The organism is Amycolatopsis sp. NPDC051045 (assembly GCF_040682955.1).
Classification (GTDB): domain Bacteria; phylum Actinomycetota; class Actinomycetes; order Mycobacteriales; family Pseudonocardiaceae; genus Amycolatopsis.
In genome coordinates this window covers 179519-200986 of record NZ_JBFBCC010000008.1, presented here as the reverse complement: position 1 = coordinate 200986, position 21468 = coordinate 179519, and the positions used below count along the sequence as shown (strand labels likewise).

Annotated in this window: 17 protein-coding genes; 8 read left to right on the top strand and 9 right to left on the bottom strand. The window is 71.3% G+C overall.

Features of this window, described 5'->3' with window-relative positions; all coding sequences use genetic code 11:
- Positions 1-100: 100 nt before the first annotated feature.
- A complete protein-coding gene (locus tag AB0M80_RS21000; RefSeq protein ID WP_364567164.1) occupies positions 101-3571 on the top strand; it encodes a hypothetical protein in 3471 nt (1156 codons plus the stop codon).
- Positions 3572-3576: 5 nt separating this feature from the next.
- Positions 3577-3858, top strand: coding sequence for a hypothetical protein (locus tag AB0M80_RS20995; RefSeq protein WP_364567161.1), 282 nt, complete (start codon positions 3577-3579; stop codon positions 3856-3858).
- A 28-nt stretch (positions 3859-3886) separates the two neighbouring features.
- Here the strand turns inward: AB0M80_RS20995 and AB0M80_RS20990 are convergent, their stop codons facing one another.
- The 7 genes from AB0M80_RS20990 to AB0M80_RS20960 all read right to left on the bottom strand — a co-directional run bounded on the left by AB0M80_RS20990 (position 3887) and on the right by AB0M80_RS20960 (position 13253).
- Positions 3887-4633, bottom strand: coding sequence for a DUF4157 domain-containing protein (locus AB0M80_RS20990; RefSeq protein WP_364567158.1), 747 nt, complete (start codon positions 4631-4633; stop codon positions 3887-3889).
- Positions 4634-4736: 103 nt separating this feature from the next.
- A complete protein-coding gene (locus AB0M80_RS20985) occupies positions 4737-6713 on the bottom strand; it encodes an ATP-binding protein (RefSeq protein ID WP_364567155.1) in 1977 nt (658 codons plus the stop codon).
- A complete protein-coding gene (locus AB0M80_RS20980) occupies positions 6710-7369 on the bottom strand; it encodes a DUF4255 domain-containing protein (protein WP_364567152.1) in 660 nt (219 codons plus the stop codon). The genes AB0M80_RS20985 and AB0M80_RS20980 overlap by 4 nt, the downstream gene beginning before the upstream one ends.
- A 111-nt stretch (positions 7370-7480) precedes the next feature.
- Positions 7481-9802 carry a hypothetical protein gene (locus AB0M80_RS20975; protein ID WP_364567149.1) on the bottom strand — a complete coding sequence of 774 codons (2322 nt, stop codon included), beginning with the start codon at positions 9800-9802 and terminating at the stop codon, positions 7481-7483.
- 102 nt (positions 9803-9904) lie between these two features.
- Positions 9905-11029: a hypothetical protein gene (locus tag AB0M80_RS20970; protein ID WP_364567146.1), complete on the bottom strand. Its 1125-nt coding sequence runs from the start codon at positions 11027-11029 to the stop codon at positions 9905-9907.
- Entirely contained in the window at positions 11026-11625 is a 600-nt protein-coding gene (locus AB0M80_RS20965; protein WP_364567143.1) for a hypothetical protein, read from the bottom strand. The genes AB0M80_RS20970 and AB0M80_RS20965 overlap by 4 nt, the downstream gene beginning before the upstream one ends.
- A gap of 137 nt (positions 11626-11762) precedes the next feature.
- Positions 11763-13253 carry a right-handed parallel beta-helix repeat-containing protein gene (locus AB0M80_RS20960; protein WP_364567140.1) on the bottom strand — a complete coding sequence of 497 codons (1491 nt, stop codon included), beginning with the start codon at positions 13251-13253 and terminating at the stop codon, positions 11763-11765.
- A 626-nt stretch (positions 13254-13879) separates the two neighbouring features.
- Between AB0M80_RS20960 and AB0M80_RS20955 the strand changes: the two genes are divergently transcribed.
- Positions 13880-14680 carry a hypothetical protein gene (locus AB0M80_RS20955; RefSeq protein ID WP_364567137.1) on the top strand — a complete coding sequence of 267 codons (801 nt, stop codon included), beginning with the start codon at positions 13880-13882 and terminating at the stop codon, positions 14678-14680.
- Positions 14681-14740: 60 nt separating this feature from the next.
- On the opposite strand, the gene AB0M80_RS20950 is transcribed toward AB0M80_RS20955, so the two are convergent.
- Both AB0M80_RS20950 and AB0M80_RS20945 read right to left on the bottom strand, forming a co-directional pair.
- Positions 14741-15244 carry a hypothetical protein gene (locus AB0M80_RS20950; RefSeq protein WP_364567135.1) on the bottom strand — a complete coding sequence of 168 codons (504 nt, stop codon included), beginning with the start codon at positions 15242-15244 and terminating at the stop codon, positions 14741-14743.
- 14 nt (positions 15245-15258) lie between these two features.
- Positions 15259-16692 (bottom strand): amidohydrolase family protein, encoded by a 1434-nt coding sequence (locus tag AB0M80_RS20945; RefSeq protein WP_364567132.1) that lies wholly within the window; start codon positions 16690-16692, stop codon positions 15259-15261.
- A 133-nt stretch (positions 16693-16825) separates the two neighbouring features.
- On the opposite strand from AB0M80_RS20945, the gene AB0M80_RS20940 reads away from it, so the two are divergent.
- The 5 genes from AB0M80_RS20940 to AB0M80_RS20920 all read left to right on the top strand — a co-directional run bounded on the left by AB0M80_RS20940 (position 16826) and on the right by AB0M80_RS20920 (position 21464).
- The gene (locus AB0M80_RS20940; protein ID WP_364567129.1) at positions 16826-17626 is read left to right on the top strand and encodes an IclR family transcriptional regulator C-terminal domain-containing protein; all 801 of its coding nucleotides are present in this window, start codon (positions 16826-16828) and stop codon (positions 17624-17626) included.
- Positions 17627-17704: 78 nt separating this feature from the next.
- Positions 17705-18862, top strand: coding sequence for a CaiB/BaiF CoA-transferase family protein (locus AB0M80_RS20935; RefSeq protein ID WP_364567126.1), 1158 nt, complete (start codon positions 17705-17707; stop codon positions 18860-18862).
- Positions 18855-19649, top strand: a complete 795-nt coding sequence (locus tag AB0M80_RS20930) for a citryl-CoA lyase (RefSeq protein ID WP_364567123.1) — start codon at positions 18855-18857, stop codon at positions 19647-19649. The genes AB0M80_RS20935 and AB0M80_RS20930 overlap by 8 nt, the downstream gene beginning before the upstream one ends.
- Before the next feature lie 12 nt (positions 19650-19661).
- Positions 19662-20522: a dioxygenase gene (locus AB0M80_RS20925; protein WP_364567122.1), complete on the top strand. Its 861-nt coding sequence runs from the start codon at positions 19662-19664 to the stop codon at positions 20520-20522.
- A gap of 6 nt (positions 20523-20528) precedes the next feature.
- On the top strand, positions 20529-21464 hold the full coding sequence (locus tag AB0M80_RS20920) for a zinc-binding dehydrogenase (RefSeq protein ID WP_364567119.1): 936 nt from the start codon (positions 20529-20531) through the stop codon (positions 21462-21464).
- The last annotated feature ends 4 nt before the right edge of the window (positions 21465-21468 follow it).

The following is a 21468-nucleotide window of genomic DNA, read 5'->3' as shown; positions in this document are numbered from 1 at the left end:
TGAAGCCATGCCAACGGGGCGGGACAAAGCGCCACGGGAACCGTCCGCGCAACCCGCGCGGCCGGCGCGACCCGCGCGCCGGCCGGCTCCGCCTGCGCTGTTGGGCCTGCAGGCCTCGGCGGGCAATGCGGCGGTGTCGGGACTGGTCGCGCTGCAGCGGCAGGGCTGTCCCGCTCCCCCGGTCGCGCCGCCCGGCGTGACTCCGGCGACCGACCCGAAGTTCCGGTCGCTGAAGCAGGACGTCGGCGCGCAGGCGAGGTCGGCGAAGGCGCATCCACCCGCCGGTGCGGAGGTCAAGAAGGCCCAGGACGCCGCGGTGGCGCCCGCCGACGACAAGGACGCCCAGGCCAAGGCCGCCCAGGCGGACAAGATGGCGGCGGCGAAACCGGCGGGCTTCGACAAGGCGGCCTTCATCGCCGCGGTGAACGCCGCGATCGCCAAGCAGGCTCCGAAGAACCTCGACGAGGCCGACAAGTTCGCCGGCTCGGGAAAAGCCGACCAGGTCAAGACCGAGGTGCTGGGCAAGGTCACCAGCGGCAAGGACGCCTCGGCCAAGGACGTCACCGACCGGACGAAGGAGCCACCGGACCCCAGCCGGGCGGTGGAGAAGCCGGTCACGCCGCTGCCGGAAGCCCCGGCCCCGCCCGCACTGGCTCCGCCGGACGCGCGCAAGGCCACGCCGGACAAGGCGCCGCCCGAGCAGACCGATCTGCGCGCCGACCAGTGCGAGACCCAGGGGGCGATGGCCGCGGCCGGCGTCACCGACCAGCAGCTGGCCGGGTCCAACGAGCCGGAGTTCACCGGCGCGCTGGCCGCGAAGCAGGAAGGCGAGCAGCACACGGCTTCGGCACCGGCTGCGGTCCGCGAGTCCGAAGCGGGGCAGCTGGCCGCCGTCACCGGCGCGGCGCAGGCGTCCGGGCAGGCCGCGATGGCGGGCATGACGGGGGCGCGTTCGTCCTCGGGTCGGAAGGGCCAGGCGGCGAAGTCGGCCACGAAGACCAAGGACGAGCAGGACCGCGCGCGGATCACCGGCGAGATCAAGGCGATCTTCGACGAAACCAAGACGAAGGTCGAGGGCGTGCTGGGCGCGCTCGACGACCAGGTGGCCAAGAAGTTCGAGGCCGGCGAGGCTGCGGCGAAGGCGGCGTTCACCGCCGATCACCAGGCCCGGATGAAGCGCTACAAGGACGAGCGCTACGACGGGATCACCGGCGCGGCGCGCTGGGCGTACGACCTCTTCGCCGACTTGCCCGCCGAAGCGAACAACCTCTTCCTCGAGGCCAAGAAGGTCTACGAGGCGAAGATGCAGGGCGTCATCGGCGACATCGCGGATTTCGTCGGCCAGAAGCTGGGTGAGGCGAAGCAGCTGATCACCGACGGCCGCGCCCGGGTCAAGCAGAAGGTCGATTCGCAGTCGCCGGCCCTGCGCAAGATCGCGGGCGAGGCGGCGAAGGAGTTCGGCAGCCAGTTCGACGACCTCGAGAAGTCCGTCGACGAGAAGCAGGATGCGCTGGTCGAGGACCTGGCCCAGAAGTACAGCGAGGCCCGCAACGCCGTCGACGAGGAGATCAAGGCCCTGCAGGCGGAGAACAAGGGCCTGTGGAGCAAGGCGAAGGAAGCCGTCGGCGGCGCGATCGAGACGATCCTGAAGCTGAAGGACATGCTGCTCGGCGTGCTTTCGCGGGCCGCGAACGCGGTCGGGTTGATCATCGCTAAGCCGATCGAGTTCCTCGGCAACCTGGTCAACGCCGTCAAGACCGGCGTGATGAACTTCGGCGCCAACATCGTCGAGCACCTCAAGAACGGCCTGAAGGGGTGGCTGCTGGGCAACCTGGCCAGCGCGGGCATCGAGATCCCGGAGTCGCTGGATGCGAAGGGCATCTTGAAGATGGTCATGTCGCTGCTGGGCCTGACCTGGGCGAGCGTGCGCGCGCGGATCCTGCGGTTCATCCCTGAGCCGGTGCTGGCCAAGCTGGAGCAGACCCTTGACGTGGTCAAGGTCCTGATCACCGAGGGCGTGCCGGGACTCTGGCGCTGGGTGGTCTCGAAATTGGGTGATCTGAAGGAGATGGTGCTCGGCCGGATCAAGGAATTCGTGATCGAGAAGATCGTCAAGGCGGGCATCACCTGGATCATTTCGATGCTCAACCCGGCGGCGGCGTTCATCAAGGCCTGCAAGGCGATCTACGACATCGTGATGTTCTTCGTGGACAAAGCAGCGCAGATCAAGGAGTTCGTGGACTCGGTTTTGGATTCGGTGGAGTCCATTGCCCGTGGTGGGGCCGGGGCGGTGGCCGGGTTGATCGAGCGGACGCTGGCAAAGGCGTTGCCGATGGTGTTGGGCTTCTTGGCGAGCTTGCTGGGGCTGGGTGGGATCTCGGAGAAGATCAAGTCGGTTTTGGAGAAGGTCCAGGCACCGGTGGGCAAGGTGATCGACTCGGTTGTGGGGACGATCGTCAAGGCGGGGAAGAAGATCTGGTCGAAGCTCAAGGGCGGCAAGAAGGACAAGGCCAAGGACGTCGACCCGAGTGACAAGGCCGGAGTCGCGCGGGCGGCGGCGCAGGATGCGCACAGCCGTCTCACTGCGGGCAACGTCGCTCCTTCCGCGGCGAAGGGTGTCCTCGGCTCGGTGCTCAACGTGTGGCGGCCGAAGGGGCTCCAGGAGCTCAAGCTGGTCCCGGACGGCGACCACCAGTTCAAGGTGCAGAGCAAGGTCAACCCGACCGACGAGCAGGGGCCGGTCGTCTTCCGGCCACCGCCGATCTCGGAGGTCTACCCCGGCGGCCCCACCGACGACCGGATGCTCACCGCCGACCAGGCGGCCGCGAAGCCTCCGCCCGAGGCTGACTACGGCCAGACCGTCGCGCGGGGCAGCTTCCTCTACGGCGGTCGTGGACACGTGGTCGGACCAGCGACCAGCGGCGCCGAACGCGGCACCCAGAAAGCCGCCGGTGTCAAGACCGGCGCGCACGCCGAGGAGATCGTCGTCGCGATGTTCAAGCAGATCTGGGTGGATGCCCTCAAGCGCCCCCGTGGTCTCGAAATCAAGATGGAAATCGACGTCAACCGCAGCAGCTGCCCGAATTGCGCCGCCTACATCGCGGGGTTCATCAAGGAGCTTCGGGACGCCGAATGCAAGGTCGAGGCGAAGATCTTCTTCTCCCGGATGTACAAGAGCACCAAGCCGCAGCGGATCCCGGCGACGACGGCGCTCACCCACGCCGACGTCATCGGCAAGTTCCTCAGTGCCGGCAAGCTCGTCAAGACCAAGGATGGCGGCCGCCACTGGGGCAGCAGCGTGCTCACCTCCGATCCCCGCAGGCGCGCCAACGGGTGGCACGAGATGCGGGGCGGTAAAGTCGACGGCGATCTTCAGAACGCCAAGGCCGCGATCGGTATCCTGCGCATGGCGGGCGTCAAGGTTTCGGCGCTGGGACTCGACAGAATGGATCCGAAGAGCGTCGAGGAGATGCGGCCGTCGGAGAAGGCCGACGCGGGGAAGAGTGCCCGTGAAGTGACCGAAGCGGTCGAGCAGGTCGACAAGGTGCTGGGGCTCGCGAAAACAGGATGAGGACCATGGGTGTGTTGGCGCGGTGGCTCACCGAGTACTGGGAGCGGGGACACGAAGAAGTCGCCCTTTCCCAATGGGCGGTCACCGCACGGTACGCGCCGGAAAAGGCCGATCGCTACCTCGTGGACTTGAAGGCCGTGCTCGCCGAGGCGGACCCCGGAAAGCTGACCGAGGTCCTGGCGGATTTCGGCATCGACCTCGACGAGACCGGAGACAAAAGCTATGCGGCATGGCTGACCAGGGTCCTCGAAGAGTTCACCCAGGTGCTCGCCGACCGTCGTCCGTGACCGGTCCTGCCCCGCAATCGCCGCGGGCTCAGGAAGCCTCTTCTTCAGCCTCTTCCTCACGCTGCACGTAGGTCTGTGCCATCTTCTCCTCTTCGCCTTCTTCAGCCTCGGGAGCTTCCTCGCGCTGAACAGCCGCAGAGTCCTCGGAAGAGGCCGCGTGGCCGCCATCCTCACAACGCTGAACGCCGGCGGTCGGAGCGGGCGCCGACATCAGCCGGTCCGCGTTCATCACGGCCTCGCGCTCGAAGCGGTCCGAAGGATCGGACACCTTCACCCCGCCCCCGGTGTCCGTGCCGTCCACCGGCCCACTGCGCTGCTGGACCACATGGGTCAGCTCATGCGCCAGCATGTGCTTCCCACCCTCGGAAGCCGGGTCGTACTTGTCGCGCTGGAAGACGATGTTCGAGCCCACCGTGTACGCCTGCGCGTTGACCGACTTCGCCGAGTCGTGCGCCGCCCCGTCCGTGTGGACCCGGACGTCGGAGAAATCCGCGCCGAAGCGGGTCTCCATGTCCGCGCGCGTCGAGGCCTCCAACGGCGCTCCCCCACCCGAACCGACGACGTCGTGGACCGGGGAGCGCTCCTCCTCGACCAGCGAAGATGTTCCCGCGTTGCCCACCGCGCGCTGCAGGCCCAGCAGGCCCGCCGGGCCGAGGACGTCGGTGCGGCCGGCCGCCGCGGCGCGGCCCAGCAGGTCGTGGTCGTCCCGCTCGAGCCGGTCGCCGCGTGGTCGCAGGGTCGGTTCGAGGTCGTTGTCGTGACTGTGCCCGCGCATGTTCGCTCCCTCCACCGCCCGTAAAGCTTGCCCCGCCGGGCGGGTAAGCGCCAGACTGCGCTGCCCGTCCGCGCGGGCAGCAAAAACCGCCCGTTCGGGCAGCTCAGCCGTCCGTCACCATCGCCAGGTACGGCCCGAACTCCCGGTCGAGGCACAGCCGGCCCAGCTTGCGGTACTCCCGCGCGACCGCGCCGACCAGATCGCTCATCGTCACCGGGCGGCCCGCCTCGGCGGCCAGGTACGCGCCGGTGACCGCGGCCGAGCGGATGTGGCCGCCCGCCAGCTCGAAGGCCTCGGCGAGGAACCCGAGATCCAGGTCCGCTCCGCGCGGCATCCGGGCGCCGAGGCAGCGGTCCCACAGCCGGCGCCGGAGTTCGACGTCCGGCAACGGGAAGTCCACGATGACGTCGAGCCGCCGGGTGAAGGCCTCGTCGAGGTTCGCCCGCAGGTTGGTCGCCAGCACCGCGATCCCGTCGAACGTCTCCATCCGCTGCAGCAGGTACGCGCTTTCGATGTTGGCGTACCGGTCGTGCGCATCGCGGACCTCGGACCGCTTGCCGAAGATCGCGTCCGCCTCGTCGAACAGCAGGACGCCGTTGACCCCGGACGCCTCGGTGAAGATCCGCTCCAGGTTCTTCTCCGTCTCGCCGACGTACTTGTCGACCACGGTCGCCAGGTTCACGGTGTACAGGTCCAGCCCGAGGGAGGAGGCGATGACCTCGGCGGACATCGTCTTCCCGGTCCCCGAGTCCCCCGCGAAGAGCCCGGTCACCCCCCGCCCGCGCCCGCCGCCCGGGCGCATCCGCCACTCGTCGAGCACCTGGTCGCGGTAGCGCGCCCGCGCCGCCAGTTCGTCCAAAAGGGACAGCACGCCCGCCGGGAGCACCAGGTCGGGCCAGCCGACGGCCGGTTCGATCCGCCGCGCGAGCCGCTGCAGGCCGGCGGCGTTCTGGCTCCGCGCACCCGCACGGACGTGGGACGTCCGGACCAGCCCGTCGTCGGCCAGCGCGGTCACCGACGCGGCCTTCGCCGCGCGGGCGATCTGTCCCGGCCCCAGCACGAAGTGCGCGGTCGCCTCGCCCGGGTCGACGCCGGGAGCGAGGCGGCCGTCGAGCCGGCTGCGCCAGAGTTCCGCGCGGCTCGCCGCGGACAGCGGCAACGCATCGAGCTGCAACGGCGGCGTCGCGCTCCACCGCGGGTCCCAGGCCGCGGTGCCGTGCACCACCAGCGGGATCGCCGGGTGCGCGAGCTGTTCCAGCCGTGGGTCGTCCACCGGACCCAGCACGATCCCGGCGCCGCGCAGCAACGCTTCCCGCCGCAGCGACGGGGTGAGCTCGGGCTCGGCCTGCCAGCGCCCCGCGTCCACCACCAGCGCGGGGAACCCGGCCGCGGCCAGCGCGCCGACGCCGAGTTCCTCGGCGCCACCACCGGGTAGTTCCTTCAGGTAGACCAGCCCGGCCCGGCCGCTGATCGCGCGCGCCAGCCGGTCCCGGCCCGGGACTTCGACGAGCTCGGTGCCCAGGTGCGCACAGCCGGCGAGCTCGGGCGCGAGCCGGTCGTCGCCGAGCAGGTGGTTCACCACCCGGTCGGGGACGCGCAGCGTGCGCGAGAGGAACGGCCGTTCGTCCTCCCCCACGGTGAGCAGGCCGCAGGTGATCAGCGGGGAGTCGGCGTCGAGCCGGGCGCGGCCGGCGGCCGAGGCCTCGGGGATGCCGCACAGGCGCAGCGCCAGCCCGGCGCTCGCACGGCGGCGGGTCACGTCGTCGTTGAGGTAGCCGTAGAACTGCTCGAACCGGCTGTCCAGATCGGGCGCCAGCGCGACCAGCAGCAGTTCGACGTCGACGCCGGTGAGGCCCGCGCGTTCGGCGAGCGGGCGCAGCCTGCCGTCCGGGACGGAGCCGGTGAACGGGGCGAACGGTTCGCGGTGGCCTTCGAGCAACGCGTCGATCGCCTCGTTGGACAGGTACAGACCGCGGAACGGGTCGTCGGGGTTCGGGTCGGCCGCGCGACGGCTGTCGACCGCGTCGCGGATGCGCTGTTCGAGCCGGGCCAGCCGCTCGAACAGGTACTCCAGGCTCACCGGGGTTTCCGGTGCGTGCGGGCCATCGCGACCCGGCGCTGCCCTTCGACGGCCCCGGACGCGGACACGTGGTGCCCGATGAGCTCGCCGTCGCCGGTGTCGAGCTTGAGGCCTTCCTTGGCGGGCGGCCCGGCCGGGTAAACGCGTCCACTGTGGATCGGTGCGGAGACGACGACGTCCAGCGACGGCTTGAGCTCGCCACCCAGCGCGGTCCACACGTCGGCGAACGCGCGGTCCTCCGGCGGCGGCAGCGCGACGGTCATCGGCACCGGCAACCCCATCTCGACCAGCGACCCGGTGAGCACCTCGGCCGGCACGGCCTCGTAGCGCAACAGGCCGAGCAGCAGGTCCGAGAGCACGCGGTGCTCGTCCTCCGGGCGCTGGGTCCACGCGGTGACCAGGTAGGACAGCTTGACGTGCTTGGGCGGCAGGTGCCGCGCCGCGACCTCGCCGCGCTGGTCGTACTCGTTGAGCAGCCCGCGCGACCGGCGTCGCATGTCCTCGCGCACGTCATAGAGGTAGATGTTGACGGTGGGAGCGTTGCGCCGGGCCGCCCAGTCCTTGGTGGGGGCGTCGAAGGCGACGTCGACCTCGCTGCCGCGCAGCGCCTCGTCCTTCACCAGCCGCCGCAGCGCCTCGTCGACCTCGTGGATCACCGGCGGACCTCCTCGCACTGGCGGTGCCTCCACGATGATCCCGACGGCCCGGCCCGGCCAGCCACGCAGCGGCGAACCTTCGGGTACGCCCGGCTGCCCGTAAGGGCAGGGTCAGCCGAGGCGGGTGAAGACGAAGGAGGCGGTGCGGCCGCCGCCGGTCCAGCCGCCCTTGTACTGCGGAGGTTGTCCCGGGCCCGAGATGAGCTCTCCCCGGTAGGTCTGCTCGCCGTGGGCGTCGGAGTCCGTGGCGAAGAAGCTCGTGGGAGACGCTGCCGCGACGAAGTTGCCGCTCGCTGCGGGGCCGTCGGGGCCCCATTGGCCGCCGTAGCAGGGCGCCTTTTCGCCGCACCGGTCGTCGTCGAGCCGGTGCAAGGTGATCGTGTACGTGTCCGGCGGGTTCATGTAGACACCGACCGAATACCTCCGGACCAAGACGAGCCGCCACTTCCCGGTCAGGTCGGGACCGGCGGTGTGGCGGCGGTCCGTGCTGGTGGTGCCGTCAGCGGCCGCGGCGGGGCCCTGGCCGGGCCGGGCTCCCGGCGGCCGCGAGGACGGGGCTGTCGCACCGGCCGTGGGGGCCGGGGTGGCGCCGGCCGGAGGCGGCGCCGGCGGGGGTGGCGCCACGCTCGGCGAGGCTCCGGCGGCCGGCGGTTCGCTCGGGCGCCGGGGAGCGATCGGTGCCCCGAGCCCGGACGACGAGCTCGGCGCACCGGTGGCCGAGGCCGGTGCGCCGGCGGAAGCGGGCAACCCGAACAGCGCCCCCGCCAGGAGCAGGACGCCGGCGACGGCCTTGCGGAGCACGGCCGGGTGTTCCCGCGCGAGCGTGAGTGCCGTGTCGGTCGCGCTGTTCAGGACCGGAACCCGCAGGATCAGCTGCGAGACGGCTTCCGCACCCCGGCCGGGCACCGGCTCCGGCGCCGCCACGCGGGCGGTGGGCAGCGTGTCGCGCAGCTCGCGGGCCCGGTCGGCGAGCCGGCGGGCGCCGTGTTCGCGTGCCGAGTCGATCAGCGCGACCAGGAGCTCGGCGGCTTCCTCGGCCCGGTCACCGTCGGCCCGGCGGGCGGCCAGCGCGTAGGTGAAGTAGGCGGTATCGGTGCGGGAGCCGGCCCGCCGGGCCGCGCGGAGCCCGAGCCCCAGTACCTCGTCGCCGCGGTTCCACCACGGGGTTGGCAGGAGCCTCACCGACACGACGCGCGCGAGTGCCACGGCGTCCCAGTGCCGGTCGTCGCCCAGCAGCCGGCGCAGCGTGCGTTCGATGACGCCGAGCTCCGCCGCGATGCGTTCGGCGTCGGTCTCCGCGTGGGCCCAGGAGGTGATGCGGTCGAACAGCTGCCACGGCGCCGGTGGGGGCACCACATCGGCGACGTCCGGGCCCACCCGGTACCGGCCCGATTCGCACTCGATCAACCGGGCGTCTTCGAGTTTGCGCAGATCGGCGGGGTTTCCGCGGCCGATCGTGGCCAGCAGTTCCTCGCCCCAGGACGCGTCGGGGAAGATCAGCAATTCCTTCAGCGCCGTCACGGCGGGCTCACCGATCTTCGAAAGCGCGCGGTCGACGACCATGGCGTAGACGTCCGGATCCGCCACCTCGGACGCGCTGCCCTGGACGCCGGCGGTTCGCAGCGCGGCGGCGAACCGCCCCAGTTTGCCGGGGTTGCCGCCACAGCTGTCGTGAACGCGCTCGGCCCGGCGTTTTTCCGCGTCCGATAGTGACGTTCCGAGCTCGTTTTCCCACAACCGAAGCCCGTCCGCGAAGCTCAGCCCGCCCAGCGGAAGCGATTTGACGGACGGGGAGGAATCGGTACGCCGGGCAGCGATGACGAACACGCTGCCCGGCATCGCGTCGAGTACCTGCTGAATTCCTTCGGCCGGCCACTCTACGCCGTCCAGGACCACCAGGGCGCAAATGCGGCTGAGCAGGCGCCGGGGAGACACCGGAGCCTGCGGCTCGACGTCGTAGCACTCCAGCGTCAGCTCGTGCAGCACGTCGTCAGGGGTCATGCCGGGGACGAGCAGCTGCCGCAAGACGCCTTCACAGCCGGGGACCGTGTCGGCGGACAGCACCCCGGCGCTGGTCGCGTGCTGCAGCAGCAGGGTCTTTCCGATCCCCGCCGGGCCGCCGATCAGCACGTGCCGCCCGGCGGACAGCTGCGTGCGCAGTTCCGCCAGTTCGCGGCTTCGCCCCAGGCACGCGGATCGCTGCACCCACGGCAACGACGGGGGCAGGGTTCGCCGCCGAACAGCTCCGGAAGTCCTCCGGCGCTCGTCGACGGCGTCGAGCAACCGCTCCAGTGCCGGCTCGTCCGGGCCGTTCACCAGCGAGTTGATGTAAACGTGGCCGGCCTGTACCGAGGTGCCGCGATTGACGCCGATGACGTTCACGATCTTTTCGCGATCGAATGCGGTCGAGTCGCCGGTCCCGGTGGACTCCACTTCGGACGCCCCTGTTCCTCTGTCAAAACGAGAGGAGCAGAGTAGCGCAATTCCCGAAAGGCTCGGCCGCGGCCCGGCATTGTCAATCTTTTGTCCAGCCGATCAGCAGAGCCGGGCGACGAGCGGACCCGGCAGGCCGGGTTCGGCGCCGTCCATCGCGCCGGCTGTCCACAAAGTCCCCGCCACCGCGGTGAGGCCATACAGCGTCGCGCCCGTCCCCTCGGGAACCGGCGCCCGGCGCCAGTCGCCGTCGGGGCCGCGGCGCAGCGCGTACGCGTGGGGCTTGGCCGCCTCGTCGTACTGGTAGCCCACCGCCCACGCCTCGCGGCCCACGGTCGTCACCGCGTTGAGCTGTCCCTGCTCGTCGGGGGTGCCTTCGAGAACCGCGCCGCGGGAGTCGACGCGGAACACCAGGGGTTTGCGGTTCATGGCGCCACCGACGGTCGACGAGCCCACCGCCCAGACCTGCCCGTGGGACACCGTCACGGCGTTGAGCCGGGCCAGTCCCCGGTCGGTGGTGGCGGGCAGGGCGACCCTCGACCAGGCGATCCCGTCCCAGCGCAGCAGCAGCGGTTCGGCGAGCCCGGAGTCACCGGCGGCGAACCCCACGGCCCACACGGCGCCCGGCCCGTCGGCGGCGACGGCGGACAGCGCGGCGTCGCCCAGGCCGGCCGGCAGCGGTACCCGGGTCCAGCGGACGCCGTCCCAGTGCTGGGCCACCGGGTCCGTGTGATCGGCGTAGGCGGCGGAGCCGACGGCCCACGCGTCGGTGGCGCTGACGGCCGTCACCCCGAACAGGGTCTGGTCGGCGTCGGCCACGTCGTCCGCGGGCACGCGGGACCAGGTGAGGCCGTTCCCCTGTTCGATCAGCGACCGATGACGGCCGCCGCGCTGTTCCCACGCGTCCCCCACCGCCCAGACCCGGCCCCCAGCGGCGGCGATCGCCTGGAACCGGCCGACGACGTCCGCGCCGAGCGGCGGGGTCGGTACCGCCGACCACTTCGTGCCGTTCCAGTGCTGCACCTGCGGTGCGAAGGTGATCGCGGGCCTGCCGTCGACGACCTCCTGCCGGATGCCGAATCCCGCGGCCCACACGTCGTGGGCGGACGGCGCGGTCATGGCCACCAGGTTGGCCGGGCCGGACTGCACCGGCACGGCTTCCCAGCCGGCCGGGCTCGTCGACACCACCGCCGCGGTCAGGGCCGCGGCCACGCTGCGGATGATCACTGCCGGTCCCCCGCTTTCCGGACGATCTTCTGGTCGGCCGTGGCGGCGTAGACGGCGGTGCCCGCGGGAACGCCGTCGACGGCGGCCACGGCCACGATGCGGAACCCGAGCATGCGCGAGCTGACCGGGTCGATGACGAGTTCGGTGCGCTTGCCGTCACCGGTGTGGGCGATCGCCACCCCGGTCCGGCCGGCGAGACCGACCTGACCCGGCACGCGCTCGACACCGGGGACCGTGGCGAGCACCTGGTACAACGCGGCTCGCAGCGGGGGCGGCAGCAGCGCGTCGGCCGTGGTGGCCAGTGCGGCCACCCGCTTGAAGATCAGCCTGCTCTCCCCGTTCGCCTCGGCCTGCAGCACCGCCTTCAACCGCTCCGGATCGGTCGGCAGCGAGGCCAGGTAGGCGGGCGTGGGATTGGCCAGACCGGGTTTCGCCGGTGTGTCGGGCGTGTTCTTGGGGTTGGTGCCCGGGGTGTCGGTGAACGTGGTGACCTTCGTGTAGTCGGTCTTCCCGCGGTGCGGCGAATCTATTCCACGGGCGATCCGGTAAGGGGGTCCGGTGCCGGGACGAAGGGCCGCCGGCCCCGGCGACTTCACCGAACCGCCGCCGACCAGCGGCCGGCCGCGGCAGGGCGAAACAGCTCAGGCACCGGCCTCCGCGGCGGGCGCCTGAGCCGGTCGAGGTGAAGTCCGAAAGCCCGCCGCGGCCCCGGACGCACCCTGCTCAGCGGTGGTCAGCAGTGCGGCATCACGTCGTCGAAGGAGGCGCAGTTGTCCTGGTACCAGGGGCTCGACTGCCACTGCTCGGCCGTCAGGACCCGGGAGGTGTCGCCCGCCACGAACTTCCAGGGCCCGTAGTAGGCGTTGCTGAACCAGTAGTTGCCCTGGTCGTGGGTGATGGCGTCCTGGACGAGCGTGGCCTTGTACGGGGACCAGGACGGGTACGTGCCGTAGTTGGACAGCACCGCCATCTTGCCGCAGAGGCCGCTCGTGCAGCCGATGCGGGCCGGGTCGAAGCGGAACGTGTTGTCGTGCACCTCGACCAGCTGGGTCTTCCAGCGGCAGTCGTCGTAGAGCGGCGGCGAGGTGATCCCCGGTGCCGAGCACTGCGTGCGGTCGGCGACGAGCTTGGTGCAGGTGTTGATCGAGGTGTTGGCCGGGCTGTTGCAGAACCGGTCGGCGTTCTCCCAGGCGGTGATGCCGGACCAGTTGTCCTCGAAGGTGTTGTCGTAGATGTCGATCAGGTGGGTCCGCGCCGGCACCCGCGGCTCGCCGCCCGACTCGGACAGGTACACGCTGGCCACCGGGAAGTTGTCGCCGCGGTCGGACCGGTACTTGCCGGCGACCAGGCTGTTGCGGCGCAGGACGTTGTCGCGGAAGACCAGGTTGTAGCTGATCTCGTAGAACAGCGCCTCGGCGTCGTTGTCCTCGATGAGGTTGTTCTCGATCAGGAAGTCGTTGTTGTCGGTGTCGGCCCAGAGCCCGGCGCCGTGGTTGTGGTGGATCCAGTTCCCGCGGACGTCGGCCTTGTCGACCACCCAGAACTTGACCCCGCCGCTGCACCCGCAGCCGGGGTTGCGCGTTTCCCAGTCGTCGGTGTTGTTGCCGGAAATTTCGTTGCCTTCGATGATCAGTGCCGTGATCGTGCCGTCGGACCGGTAGGCGTTCATGCCGTACTGCCCGTTGTTGCGCAGGCAGCTGTGCCGCACCTCCTGGCGGGCGCCGGCCATGATTCCCGCGCCTTTGTTGTTCTGCACGGTGGCGTTTTCGATGATCCAGTGCTCGCCGGAATCGTGGTTCACCACGCCCTGGTCCTGCGGGGCGGCGAAGTTCTGGATCGTCAGCCCGCGGATGACGACGTCCTTCGCCTGCTGGGTGAAGGCCGCCCGGTTGACGCCCTGCCCGTCGAGCACCGCACCGGGGGCGCCGAGGTAGACGTCGCCGTCCTTCGGGATCACCTGCCCGAAGGGATCCAGTGCCAGCGTGTGCGTGCCGGGTGGCAGCCAGAACGTCGTGTTTGGTGGCGATTCCTGCGACTTGTGGTAAAGGTCGCCGGGCACCGTGGCGTCGATCGTGACGGCGCCCGCGGGGGCGGTGGCGTTGGCGGCCGGCTGGTGATCGCACACCGGTCCGGGCGTCCCCGCGGCCGCGGCCACCGCCGGGCCGAGCGGCACCACGAACGCGGCCAGCAGAACGACGGCCATAATGGATCTCATCGGCGACATGCCGTGAACCTACGCAATTGAGCGCGAAACAGCTTGCTCCGAACGAGTCAATTCTCGTGGTTTTCGAGTCCACCAGGTAACGAAAAAAATAGTGATTACTCCACTACTGTGAATACCGTGGGAACGTTCTGTGGGCGGCCCTGTTATCGTGGTCCGGCGCAGGCGTGCGGCCGGAATACTCCGCCGATGCGCCGCTGCGTCGACCGGTCCGGCGTGACGCGGGTGCGCCGCCTGCCGCGTTCCGGTCAGCCGACCGGCCGATGGCGGCACCGGTCGACCGGCGGAGGGCGCCCTGCACCCGGCAGCGCCCGGCCAGGCGCCCCGTCGGCGGCCCGTCGTTCCGGACCACGTTTTTTCGGGTTAAACGAAGCACTACCTGAGCGAGTGATTTCGCGCCATTCATTCCGACCACTGCCGCGAAGGCTAAGTAGGCTGGTCCGACCCCATTCCGGATCTGTCCTCCACTCGGCGGTTCCCGCACACCGATCGGGTATTTACGCAGGTCAAAGCCGCATCAAGGGCGCACCGGGGCGGTAACGTTCCCAACCGGACAGAACTTCTGCCCCGACGTCCGGGCCCCGAATCAACCCCGGGTGTCGCACTCAGGAAGGGAACCCCGAAAAATCATGTCCACATTGCGACGACTGGCTGTCGCCGGCGCTTTCGCGCTGCCGCTTTCCCTCGTGACGGTCGGCCCGGCGACCGCTCATCCGATCGACTGGCCGCACGATTCCTGGAGCGCCGAAAGCTCCTCGAGCTGGGCCGGCATCGGTGGCGCGGGCACGACCGACACCGACGAAGGTTCGACCTGGTGGGGACACCACTGGTCCGAGCAGGACACCGCCGTGGCCGGCATCGGCGGCGCCTATGTGACGCACAGCGGGGAGTCCGGCAACGACGGCTGGAACCACGCGTGGCACCACACGGTGCACGACGGCGCGTACGACTCCGACGACGAAGACTGCGACGACTACGACTACGACGGGGACGACTACGACTACGACAGCCCCGCCGTGGAGCACCACCACGCCGTGAGCCACCCCGACCCGGTGAACCAGGACTACGTCCACCCGGGGTACGACGCCGATGATGATGATGATGACGACGCCGACGACGTCGGTTACTACGCCGAGTCGCACTCGGCCGGTGTGGACGGCGCGTCTTCGGCGCACGTCGTGAGCCACGCGGGTGAGCACCACGCCACCTACGAGGCGGAGAAGCTGACGGCCGGTCCGTACGGCGCATCGTCGGAGGGTGCGCACGCGGTGGCCGTGCCGGACTACGCCGGCTACCACTCCTGGTACACCGCGGCCGGCATGGACGGTGCCGCGGCGCACTCGGTCACCGCGGTGGCCGACGCCACGGACGACGACCACTGGGTCGTCGACCACGACGCGGACGACTACTTCGACTACGACCGGGGCTGACGTCCCCGATCCGAGCCGAGGCTGAGCGAGCCGGGTCCGCACCTTGCGGGCCCGGCTCGCTCAGTGCGCGGAAGCGGCGGAGAGCAGGCCCAGCACTGCGGCCGACTTCGCCTCGTCGAGGAACCGCAGGCCCATGAAGTTGTCACCCGGGGTGAAGCCGGGCAGCGCCCAGAGCTCCTCGTACGGCAGCTCGACGCGCCGGTAGCGCCGCAGGCTGTAGACGTTGCTGAACACGCACTTGCCCGGGTCCGGGCGCCAGAGGCGGCGCGCGAACGCCGGGTTCCGGAACCCGTGCCCCACCTCGGCCGTGGCCTGGACGTGCTTGCGGCCGGTGAAGAGCACGACGTCGCCGGTGGCCACGGTGTCCATCCGGCGGTCGTACTTGTCCTTGGCGCCCCAGAACCGGGCGCGGCCGCCCGGGTGCAGGGCGTTCAGGCGGGCGAGGTCGGCGGGGTCGAGGAGGTCGGCGAGCTCGTGGAAGGCCACGGTCCGCTCCAAGGATTCCGCTCCGTACCGGCGGGCGTCCGCGGTGCCGTAGGCGGGCTGGACGAAGACCTGGACCACGGCCTCACGGTAGCTCAGCCGCCGTGGGTGGTGTCGCTCTGGTAGTCGGTGTAGGTGTACGGGTTGTCCAGGATCTTGGCTTCCGGGACGTCCGGGTTCATCCCCTGCCGCCACGCTTCCTCGCCCAGCCGGGCGCGCAGGTGTGCCACCGTCTCCTCGACGCGCCGCCGGACCGCGGGCAGGTCGGCGCCCACGAGCCGGCCGTCGCGCTTGACGACCCGGCCGTTGACGAGCACGGTGTGGACGTCGCCGCGCTGGGCCTGGAACGCCACGTGGCCGTAGGGGTTCAGCAGCGGGAACGACACCGGGGAGTCGTCGTTCTTCAGCAGCACCACGTCGGCCTTCTTGCCCACTTCGAGGCGGCCCAGGTCCGAGCGGCCCAGTGCCGCGGCGCCGCCGCGGGTGGCCCACTCCACGACCTGTTCCGCCCGCAGCGCCGCGTGCGTCACCGTCTCGCCCTTGGCGTGTGCCTCGAGGTGCTCCCGGGACCGGTCGGCGCCGAGGGTGGCGCGCATCGCCGAGAACAGGTCGCCGCTCCACCACACCGAGGTGTCCATCGACAGCGACACCGGGATGCCGTGCTTGCGCAGCGCCCAGGTGGGCGGATAACCCTGGCCGGCGCTCTGCTCGCTCTCCGTCGAGACCGACACCGACCCGCCCGTGGCGGCGATGCGGTGGTAGGAGTCCGCCGACAGGGACGCGCCGTGGACGTAGATCGTCTCCGGGGTCATGAAGCCGTGGTCGTGCATCAGCCGGATGCTGTCGTCGCCGGTCGCGCCCCACACGCCGGCGTGCGTGGTCACCGGCACGCCGAGCTCGCGGGCGACCTCGAACGCGGGCTTCTCCGGGAACGCCGGGTCGCCGGTGACGTCGAAGGCGAGCTGGAAGCCGAGCAGGTCGTCCCCGGTGATGCGGCGGGAGACGAAGTCGCGGAACTCGGGGGTGCCGGTCCAGCTCGCCGGTGCGTCCTGGATGTTGCCGTAGGCCAGCACGAACCGGCCGGGCACCGCCTGCAGCGCGTCCACGGCGGCGTCGGCGTGCTGGGTCGTCTGCAGGCCGTGCGACCAGTCGACCGTCGTGGTGACCCCGGCGTCCAGGGCTTCCAGGGCGCCGAGCAGGTTGCCGGCGTAGATGTCTTCGGGGCGGAAGACCTTGCCCCACTCGAGGTAGTACCAGACGAAGTACTGGGTGAGCGTCCAGTCGGCGCCGTACCCGCGCATGGCGGTCTGCCACAGGTGGCGGTGGGTGTCGATCATGCCGGGCAGGACGATGCCGCCGGTGGCGTCGATCTCCGTGGTGCCGGGCGGGACGTCGAGCGCGGGCCCGATCGCGGTGATCCGGTCGCCTTCGACGAGGACGTCTTCGCCGGGCAGGACGCGGCGGGCGTCGTCGAGGGTCAGCACCGTGCCGCCGCGCAGGACGACCGGACCGTCGGTGGGCTGGGTCATCACGGCCTCCATTGCGTACACTCGTCCGCCCTGCGGACAATCAGGGGGCGCAGTCACCCTTGCCCAGTGCCGCGCCGGTGTCAATCCCCGCCGCTACGCTGCCGTGGAGGACCGTCGGAGAGGGAGGTGGCGCATGCCACGAGAGGGAACTGGTCCCGATTTCATCGAAGCGCTGGCGCGCGGGCTCGAGGTGATCACGGCGTTCGGGCCGCACCGGCCGGAAATGACGCTCGCCGAAGTGGCCACCGCCACCGGCCTGGCCCGCCCGACCGCCCGCCGGATCCTGCTCACCCTCGAAGAGCTCGGCTACGTCCGCACCGACGGGCGGGGCTACGCCCTGACCCCGCGCGTGCTCGACCTCGGCGTGGCCTACGTGCGCTCGATGGGCCTGTGGGACGTCGCCCGGCCACATCTGGAACGGCTGGTCGCCCGCACGAACGAGTCGTGCTCGATCGCCCAGCTCGACGGCTCGGACATCGTCTACGTCGCCCGGGTCGCGGTGCCGAAGATCGTCGGATTGAGCGTGCAGATCGGCACCCGGTTCCCCGCTCTGCCGACGTCGCTGGGCAAGGTCCAGCTGGCCGCGCTGCCGCCGGACGAGCTGGAGGCGGTGCTGGCGGAGCCGACCCGGTCGGGGCTGGTGCCGCGCTGGCAGCCGGACCGCGCCGAGCGCGACGCCGAACTGCGCGAGGTCCGCGCCCGCGGCTGGGCGCTCACCGACGAGCAGCTCGCCCTGGGCATCCGGTCGGTGGCGGCCCCGCTGCGCGACGGGTCCGGGCGCGTGGTCGCCGGCGTCAACGTCAATTGCCACGCCGCCGAGACACCGGTCGAGAAGCTGCTCGACCACCACCTGCCGCTGCTGCTGCAGACCGCCGGGGAGATCAGCGCGGACTTCGCGCGGCTGGACGCCGTCCCCCACGTGACCGTTCCCTGACTCCTTGACCGCGGCCCGGCCGCTGTCGCAGACTGGCGGACAACGGTCCGTCTGACGGACAGAAGGCGAGGAGCTGGTTTGGAACCACCCACCGGCCCGCTGTCCGGGCTGCTGGTCGCGGACTTCTCCCGGGTACTGGCCGGCCCGTACGCCACGATGCTGCTCGCCGATCTGGGGGCCGACGTCGTCAAGGTCGAGGGCCCGCAGGGCGACGAGACCCGCACGTGGATGCCGCCGGTGCGCGGGGACGTCTCGACGTACTACCTCGGTGTCAACCGCGGAAAGCGGTCGATCGCCCTTGACCTGCGCGAAGAGGCCGACGCCGCCGTCGCTCGCGAGCTGGCTGCCCGCGCGGACGTGCTGATCGAGAACTTCAAGCCGGGCGGGCTGGCCAAGTACGGCCTGGACTACGCCGCGGTCAGCAGGGCCCATCCCGGCACGGTCTACGCCTCGATCAGCGGGTTCGGCGCGGGCGCCGGCGCGCACGTGCCCGGCTACGACCTCATGGTGCAGGCGATCTCGGGCCTGATGAGCTTGACCGGCGATCCGGACGGCCCGCCGTACCGGGCCGGGATCTCGGTGTTCGACGTGATGGCGGGCAACCACGCGGTGATCGGCATCCTGGCCGCGCTGCGCCACCGCGACGCGACCGGCGAAGGCCAGCACGTCGAGGTCAACCTGCTGTCTTCAGCGCTGACCGGGCTGGTCAATCACAGCTCGGCCTACGCCGCCGGTGGCGTGGTGCCGTACCGGATGGGCAACGCCCACCCCAGCGTCTTCCCCTACGAGCCGCTGCCGACGGCCGATCACGACCTGATCGTCGCCGCGGCCAACGACGGGCAGTTCCGCCGGCTGTGCGAGGTCCTGGACCTGCCCGAGGTGCCGGCCGACCCACGGTTCGCCCGCAACGCCGATCGCACGAAGAACCGCGAAGAGCTCCGGCCGATCCTGGTCGAGCGGCTGGCGAAACGCGGCGCGGTGGACTGGTTCGACGCGCTGACCGAAGTCGGTGTCCCGTGTGGACCGATCAACACCATCGACGGCGGGTTCGCGATGGCCGAACGCTTCGGGCTGGACCCGATCGTCGAGGTGGGTGCCGGGGACCGCGCGGTACCGACGACCCGCCACCCCATCCGGTTTTCCGCGACCCCCGCCGGCTACCGGCTGCCGCCGCCGGAGCTCGACGAACACGGCGCCGAGCTGCGGGCGTGGCTGACGGAGGCCGCGGATGACTGACCCGGTCTACGAAACCGCCCTCGGTGCGTCCACAAAGGACAAGATCACGTTGCTCGGCCGGGACCTGGCCGAGGACGTGATGGGCACGGTCGGGTTCGGTGAGCTCGCCTTCTGGCTGGCGACGCAACGGCGTCCGTCGCACGGGGAGATCCGGGTTTTCGAGGCGGTGCTGGCCGCGCTGGCCGACCACGGCTTCACCCCGACCGCGATCGTCACGCGGCTGACCTACCTGTCCGCGCCCGACTCGGTCCAGGGCGCCTTGACCGCCGGCCTGCTGGGCGGCGGGTCACGCTTCCTCGGCGTCACCGAGGACTGCGGCCGGTTCCTGCACGAGGTCCTCGCCGAAGCCGGCGAGCTGCCGTCGGACGAGGCCGGCTGGGACACCCTGGCGCTGCGGACGGTGGAAGCCCGCCGCGCGGAACGGAAGTTCGTCCCCGGGCTCGGGCACCACGTGCACAAGGACGGCGACCCGCGCACGCGGCGGCTGTTCGAAATCGCCGGCGAAGAAGGCGTGCGCGGCCCGCACCTGGAGCTGTTCGCCGCGATCGGCCGGGTGCACCCGCGGGTGCTGGGCAAGACGCTGCCGCTGAACGGGGCCGGCGTCTGCGGGGCCGCGCTCGCCGACCTCGGGCTGCCGCTGGCGCTGCTGCGCGGCTTCGCGCTGCTCGCCCGGACCGCCGGGCTCATCGGCCAGCTCGCCGAGGAGCTGCGCCACCCCGTCGCGAACGACATCTTCCTGTCGGTCGACCTGAACAACCGCTCGGTCCCGCCGGATCCGGAAACCTGAGAGGACGCGCCGATGCAGCTCGTCACCGAGGACAACATCACCGAGCTCGCCGCGCAGCGCTGGGCGAGCGCCCACGACCCGCGGACGGCGGAGGTGATGACCGCCCTCGTGCGTCACCTGCACGCCTTCGCCCGAGAAGTGCGGCTGAGCGAGGCCGAGTGGATGGCCGCGATGCGGTGGCTCACCGAGGCCGGCCGGATCAGCGACGACAAGCGCGAGGAGTTCATCCTCGCCTCCGACGTCCTCGGCCTGAGCATGCTGGTCGTCCAGATGAACCACGCTTTCGACGCCGAGGCGACCCCGGCCACCGTGCTCGGCCCGTTCCACATCGACGGCTCGCCCGAGAAGGGGTTCGGCGGCGACATGTCCGACGGCCTGCCCGGCACGCCGCTCTACCTCACCGGATCGGTGCGCGATCTCGACGGCTCCCCCATCACCGGCGCGATCCTCGACGTCTGGCAGGCCGACGAAGAAGGCGCGTACGAGGCGCAGATCCCGGACCTCGACGAGGCTCGGTTGCGGGCGAAGTACACCACACGCGCCGACGGGTCCTACTGCGTGCGCACCATCGCGCCGAAGGGGTATTCGATCCCGATGGACGGCCCGGTCGGCGAGCTGATCGGCGCCACCGACATCAGTCACTTCCGGCCCGCCCACGTGCACTTCCTGATCAACGCCGCCGGCTACGAGCCGCTGATCACACACCTGTTCCAGGAGGGCGCGCCGTACCTCGACAGCGACGTCGTGTTCGGCACCAAGCAGGAACTGGTGGTCGCCTTCGAGCCCCGTGACCCCGGGCCGACGCCGGACGGCGGCGAATCGGGCCGGCCGTGGCTCGAGGCGCGGTACGACTTCGTCCTGCAGCCCGTGTGACCGCCGGTGCGCGCCGCGGAGATCCGGACGGCCGGGCAGCCCCCGGTGGTGGCCGAGCGGGCGGAGCCCGAGCCGGGGCCCGGTGAGGTCGCCGTGCGCGTGGCGGCGGCGCCGATCACTCCGCTCGACCTGCTCTGCGCGTCGGGCACGTCCTACTTCGGCGCCCCCGCCACGCCGTACGTGCCGGGGGTGCAGGGAGTGGGGTTGCTGGCGGGCAAGCCGGTCTGGTTCGCCACGGCGGCGGGCATGCGTCCCGGGGACGGCAGCATGGCCGAGTGCGTTGTGGCCGCGTCCGCCGATGTGGTCGCCCTGCCGGACGGGGCCGATCACGCGCTCGTCGCGGCGCTCGGGCTCTCGGCGGTCGCGGCGTGGATGTGCTTGACGGGCAAGGGGGCCCTCGCCGCGGGTGAGACCGTGCTGGTGCTCGGCGCGGGCGGGGTGGTCGGGCAGTCGGCCGTCCAGCTGGCGCGGGTGGCCGGGGCCGGGCGGGTCGTGGCGTGCGCGCGGTCGGACGGGGCGCTGGAGCGGGCCCGGCGGCTGGGTGCGGACGGCACGGTCCGGCTCGAGGACGACGAAGACGTCGAAGGGCTGGCGCAGCGGCTCGGTGCGGTGTCCGGGCCGGTTGACCTGGTGCTGGACCCGGTGTGCGGGATCCCGGCGGCGGCGGCGCTGCGCACCCTGCGGCCGGGTGGACGGCTGGTCAACCTCGGCAGCGCGGCCGGCGAAGTCTGCCCGGTCCCCTCGGCCGTGTTGCGCAGCCGGTCGCTGCACATCCGCGGCTACACGAACAACGAGCTCACCGCCGACGAGCGCCGGGAAGCACTGCTGACGGTGGTGGCGCAGGCGATGGCGGGTGCGCTGACCGTCGGCTACGAGCGCGTCCCGCTGCAGGACGCGGCCCGGGCGTGGAGCCGCCCGGGCCGCGTCGTGCTGGTGCCCTAGCGGG

Coding starts and splice junctions, on each gene's coding strand:
- AB0M80_RS20995 (WP_364567161.1), top strand. CDS start 3,577: ATGGGTGTGTTGGCGCGGTGGCTCACCGAGTACTGGGAGCGGGGACAC.
- AB0M80_RS20990 (WP_364567158.1), bottom strand. CDS start 4,633: ATGCGCGGGCACAGTCACGACAACGACCTCGAACCGACCCTGCGACCA.
- AB0M80_RS20960 (WP_364567140.1), bottom strand. CDS start 13,253: ATGTCGCCGATGAGATCCATTATGGCCGTCGTTCTGCTGGCCGCGTTC.
- AB0M80_RS20955 (WP_364567137.1), top strand. CDS start 13,880: ATGTCCACATTGCGACGACTGGCTGTCGCCGGCGCTTTCGCGCTGCCG.
- AB0M80_RS20945 (WP_364567132.1), bottom strand. CDS start 16,692: ATGACCCAGCCCACCGACGGTCCGGTCGTCCTGCGCGGCGGCACGGTG.
- AB0M80_RS20940 (WP_364567129.1), top strand. CDS start 16,826: ATGCCACGAGAGGGAACTGGTCCCGATTTCATCGAAGCGCTGGCGCGC.
- AB0M80_RS20930 (WP_364567123.1), top strand. CDS start 18,855: ATGACTGACCCGGTCTACGAAACCGCCCTCGGTGCGTCCACAAAGGAC.
- AB0M80_RS20925 (WP_364567122.1), top strand. CDS start 19,662: ATGCAGCTCGTCACCGAGGACAACATCACCGAGCTCGCCGCGCAGCGC.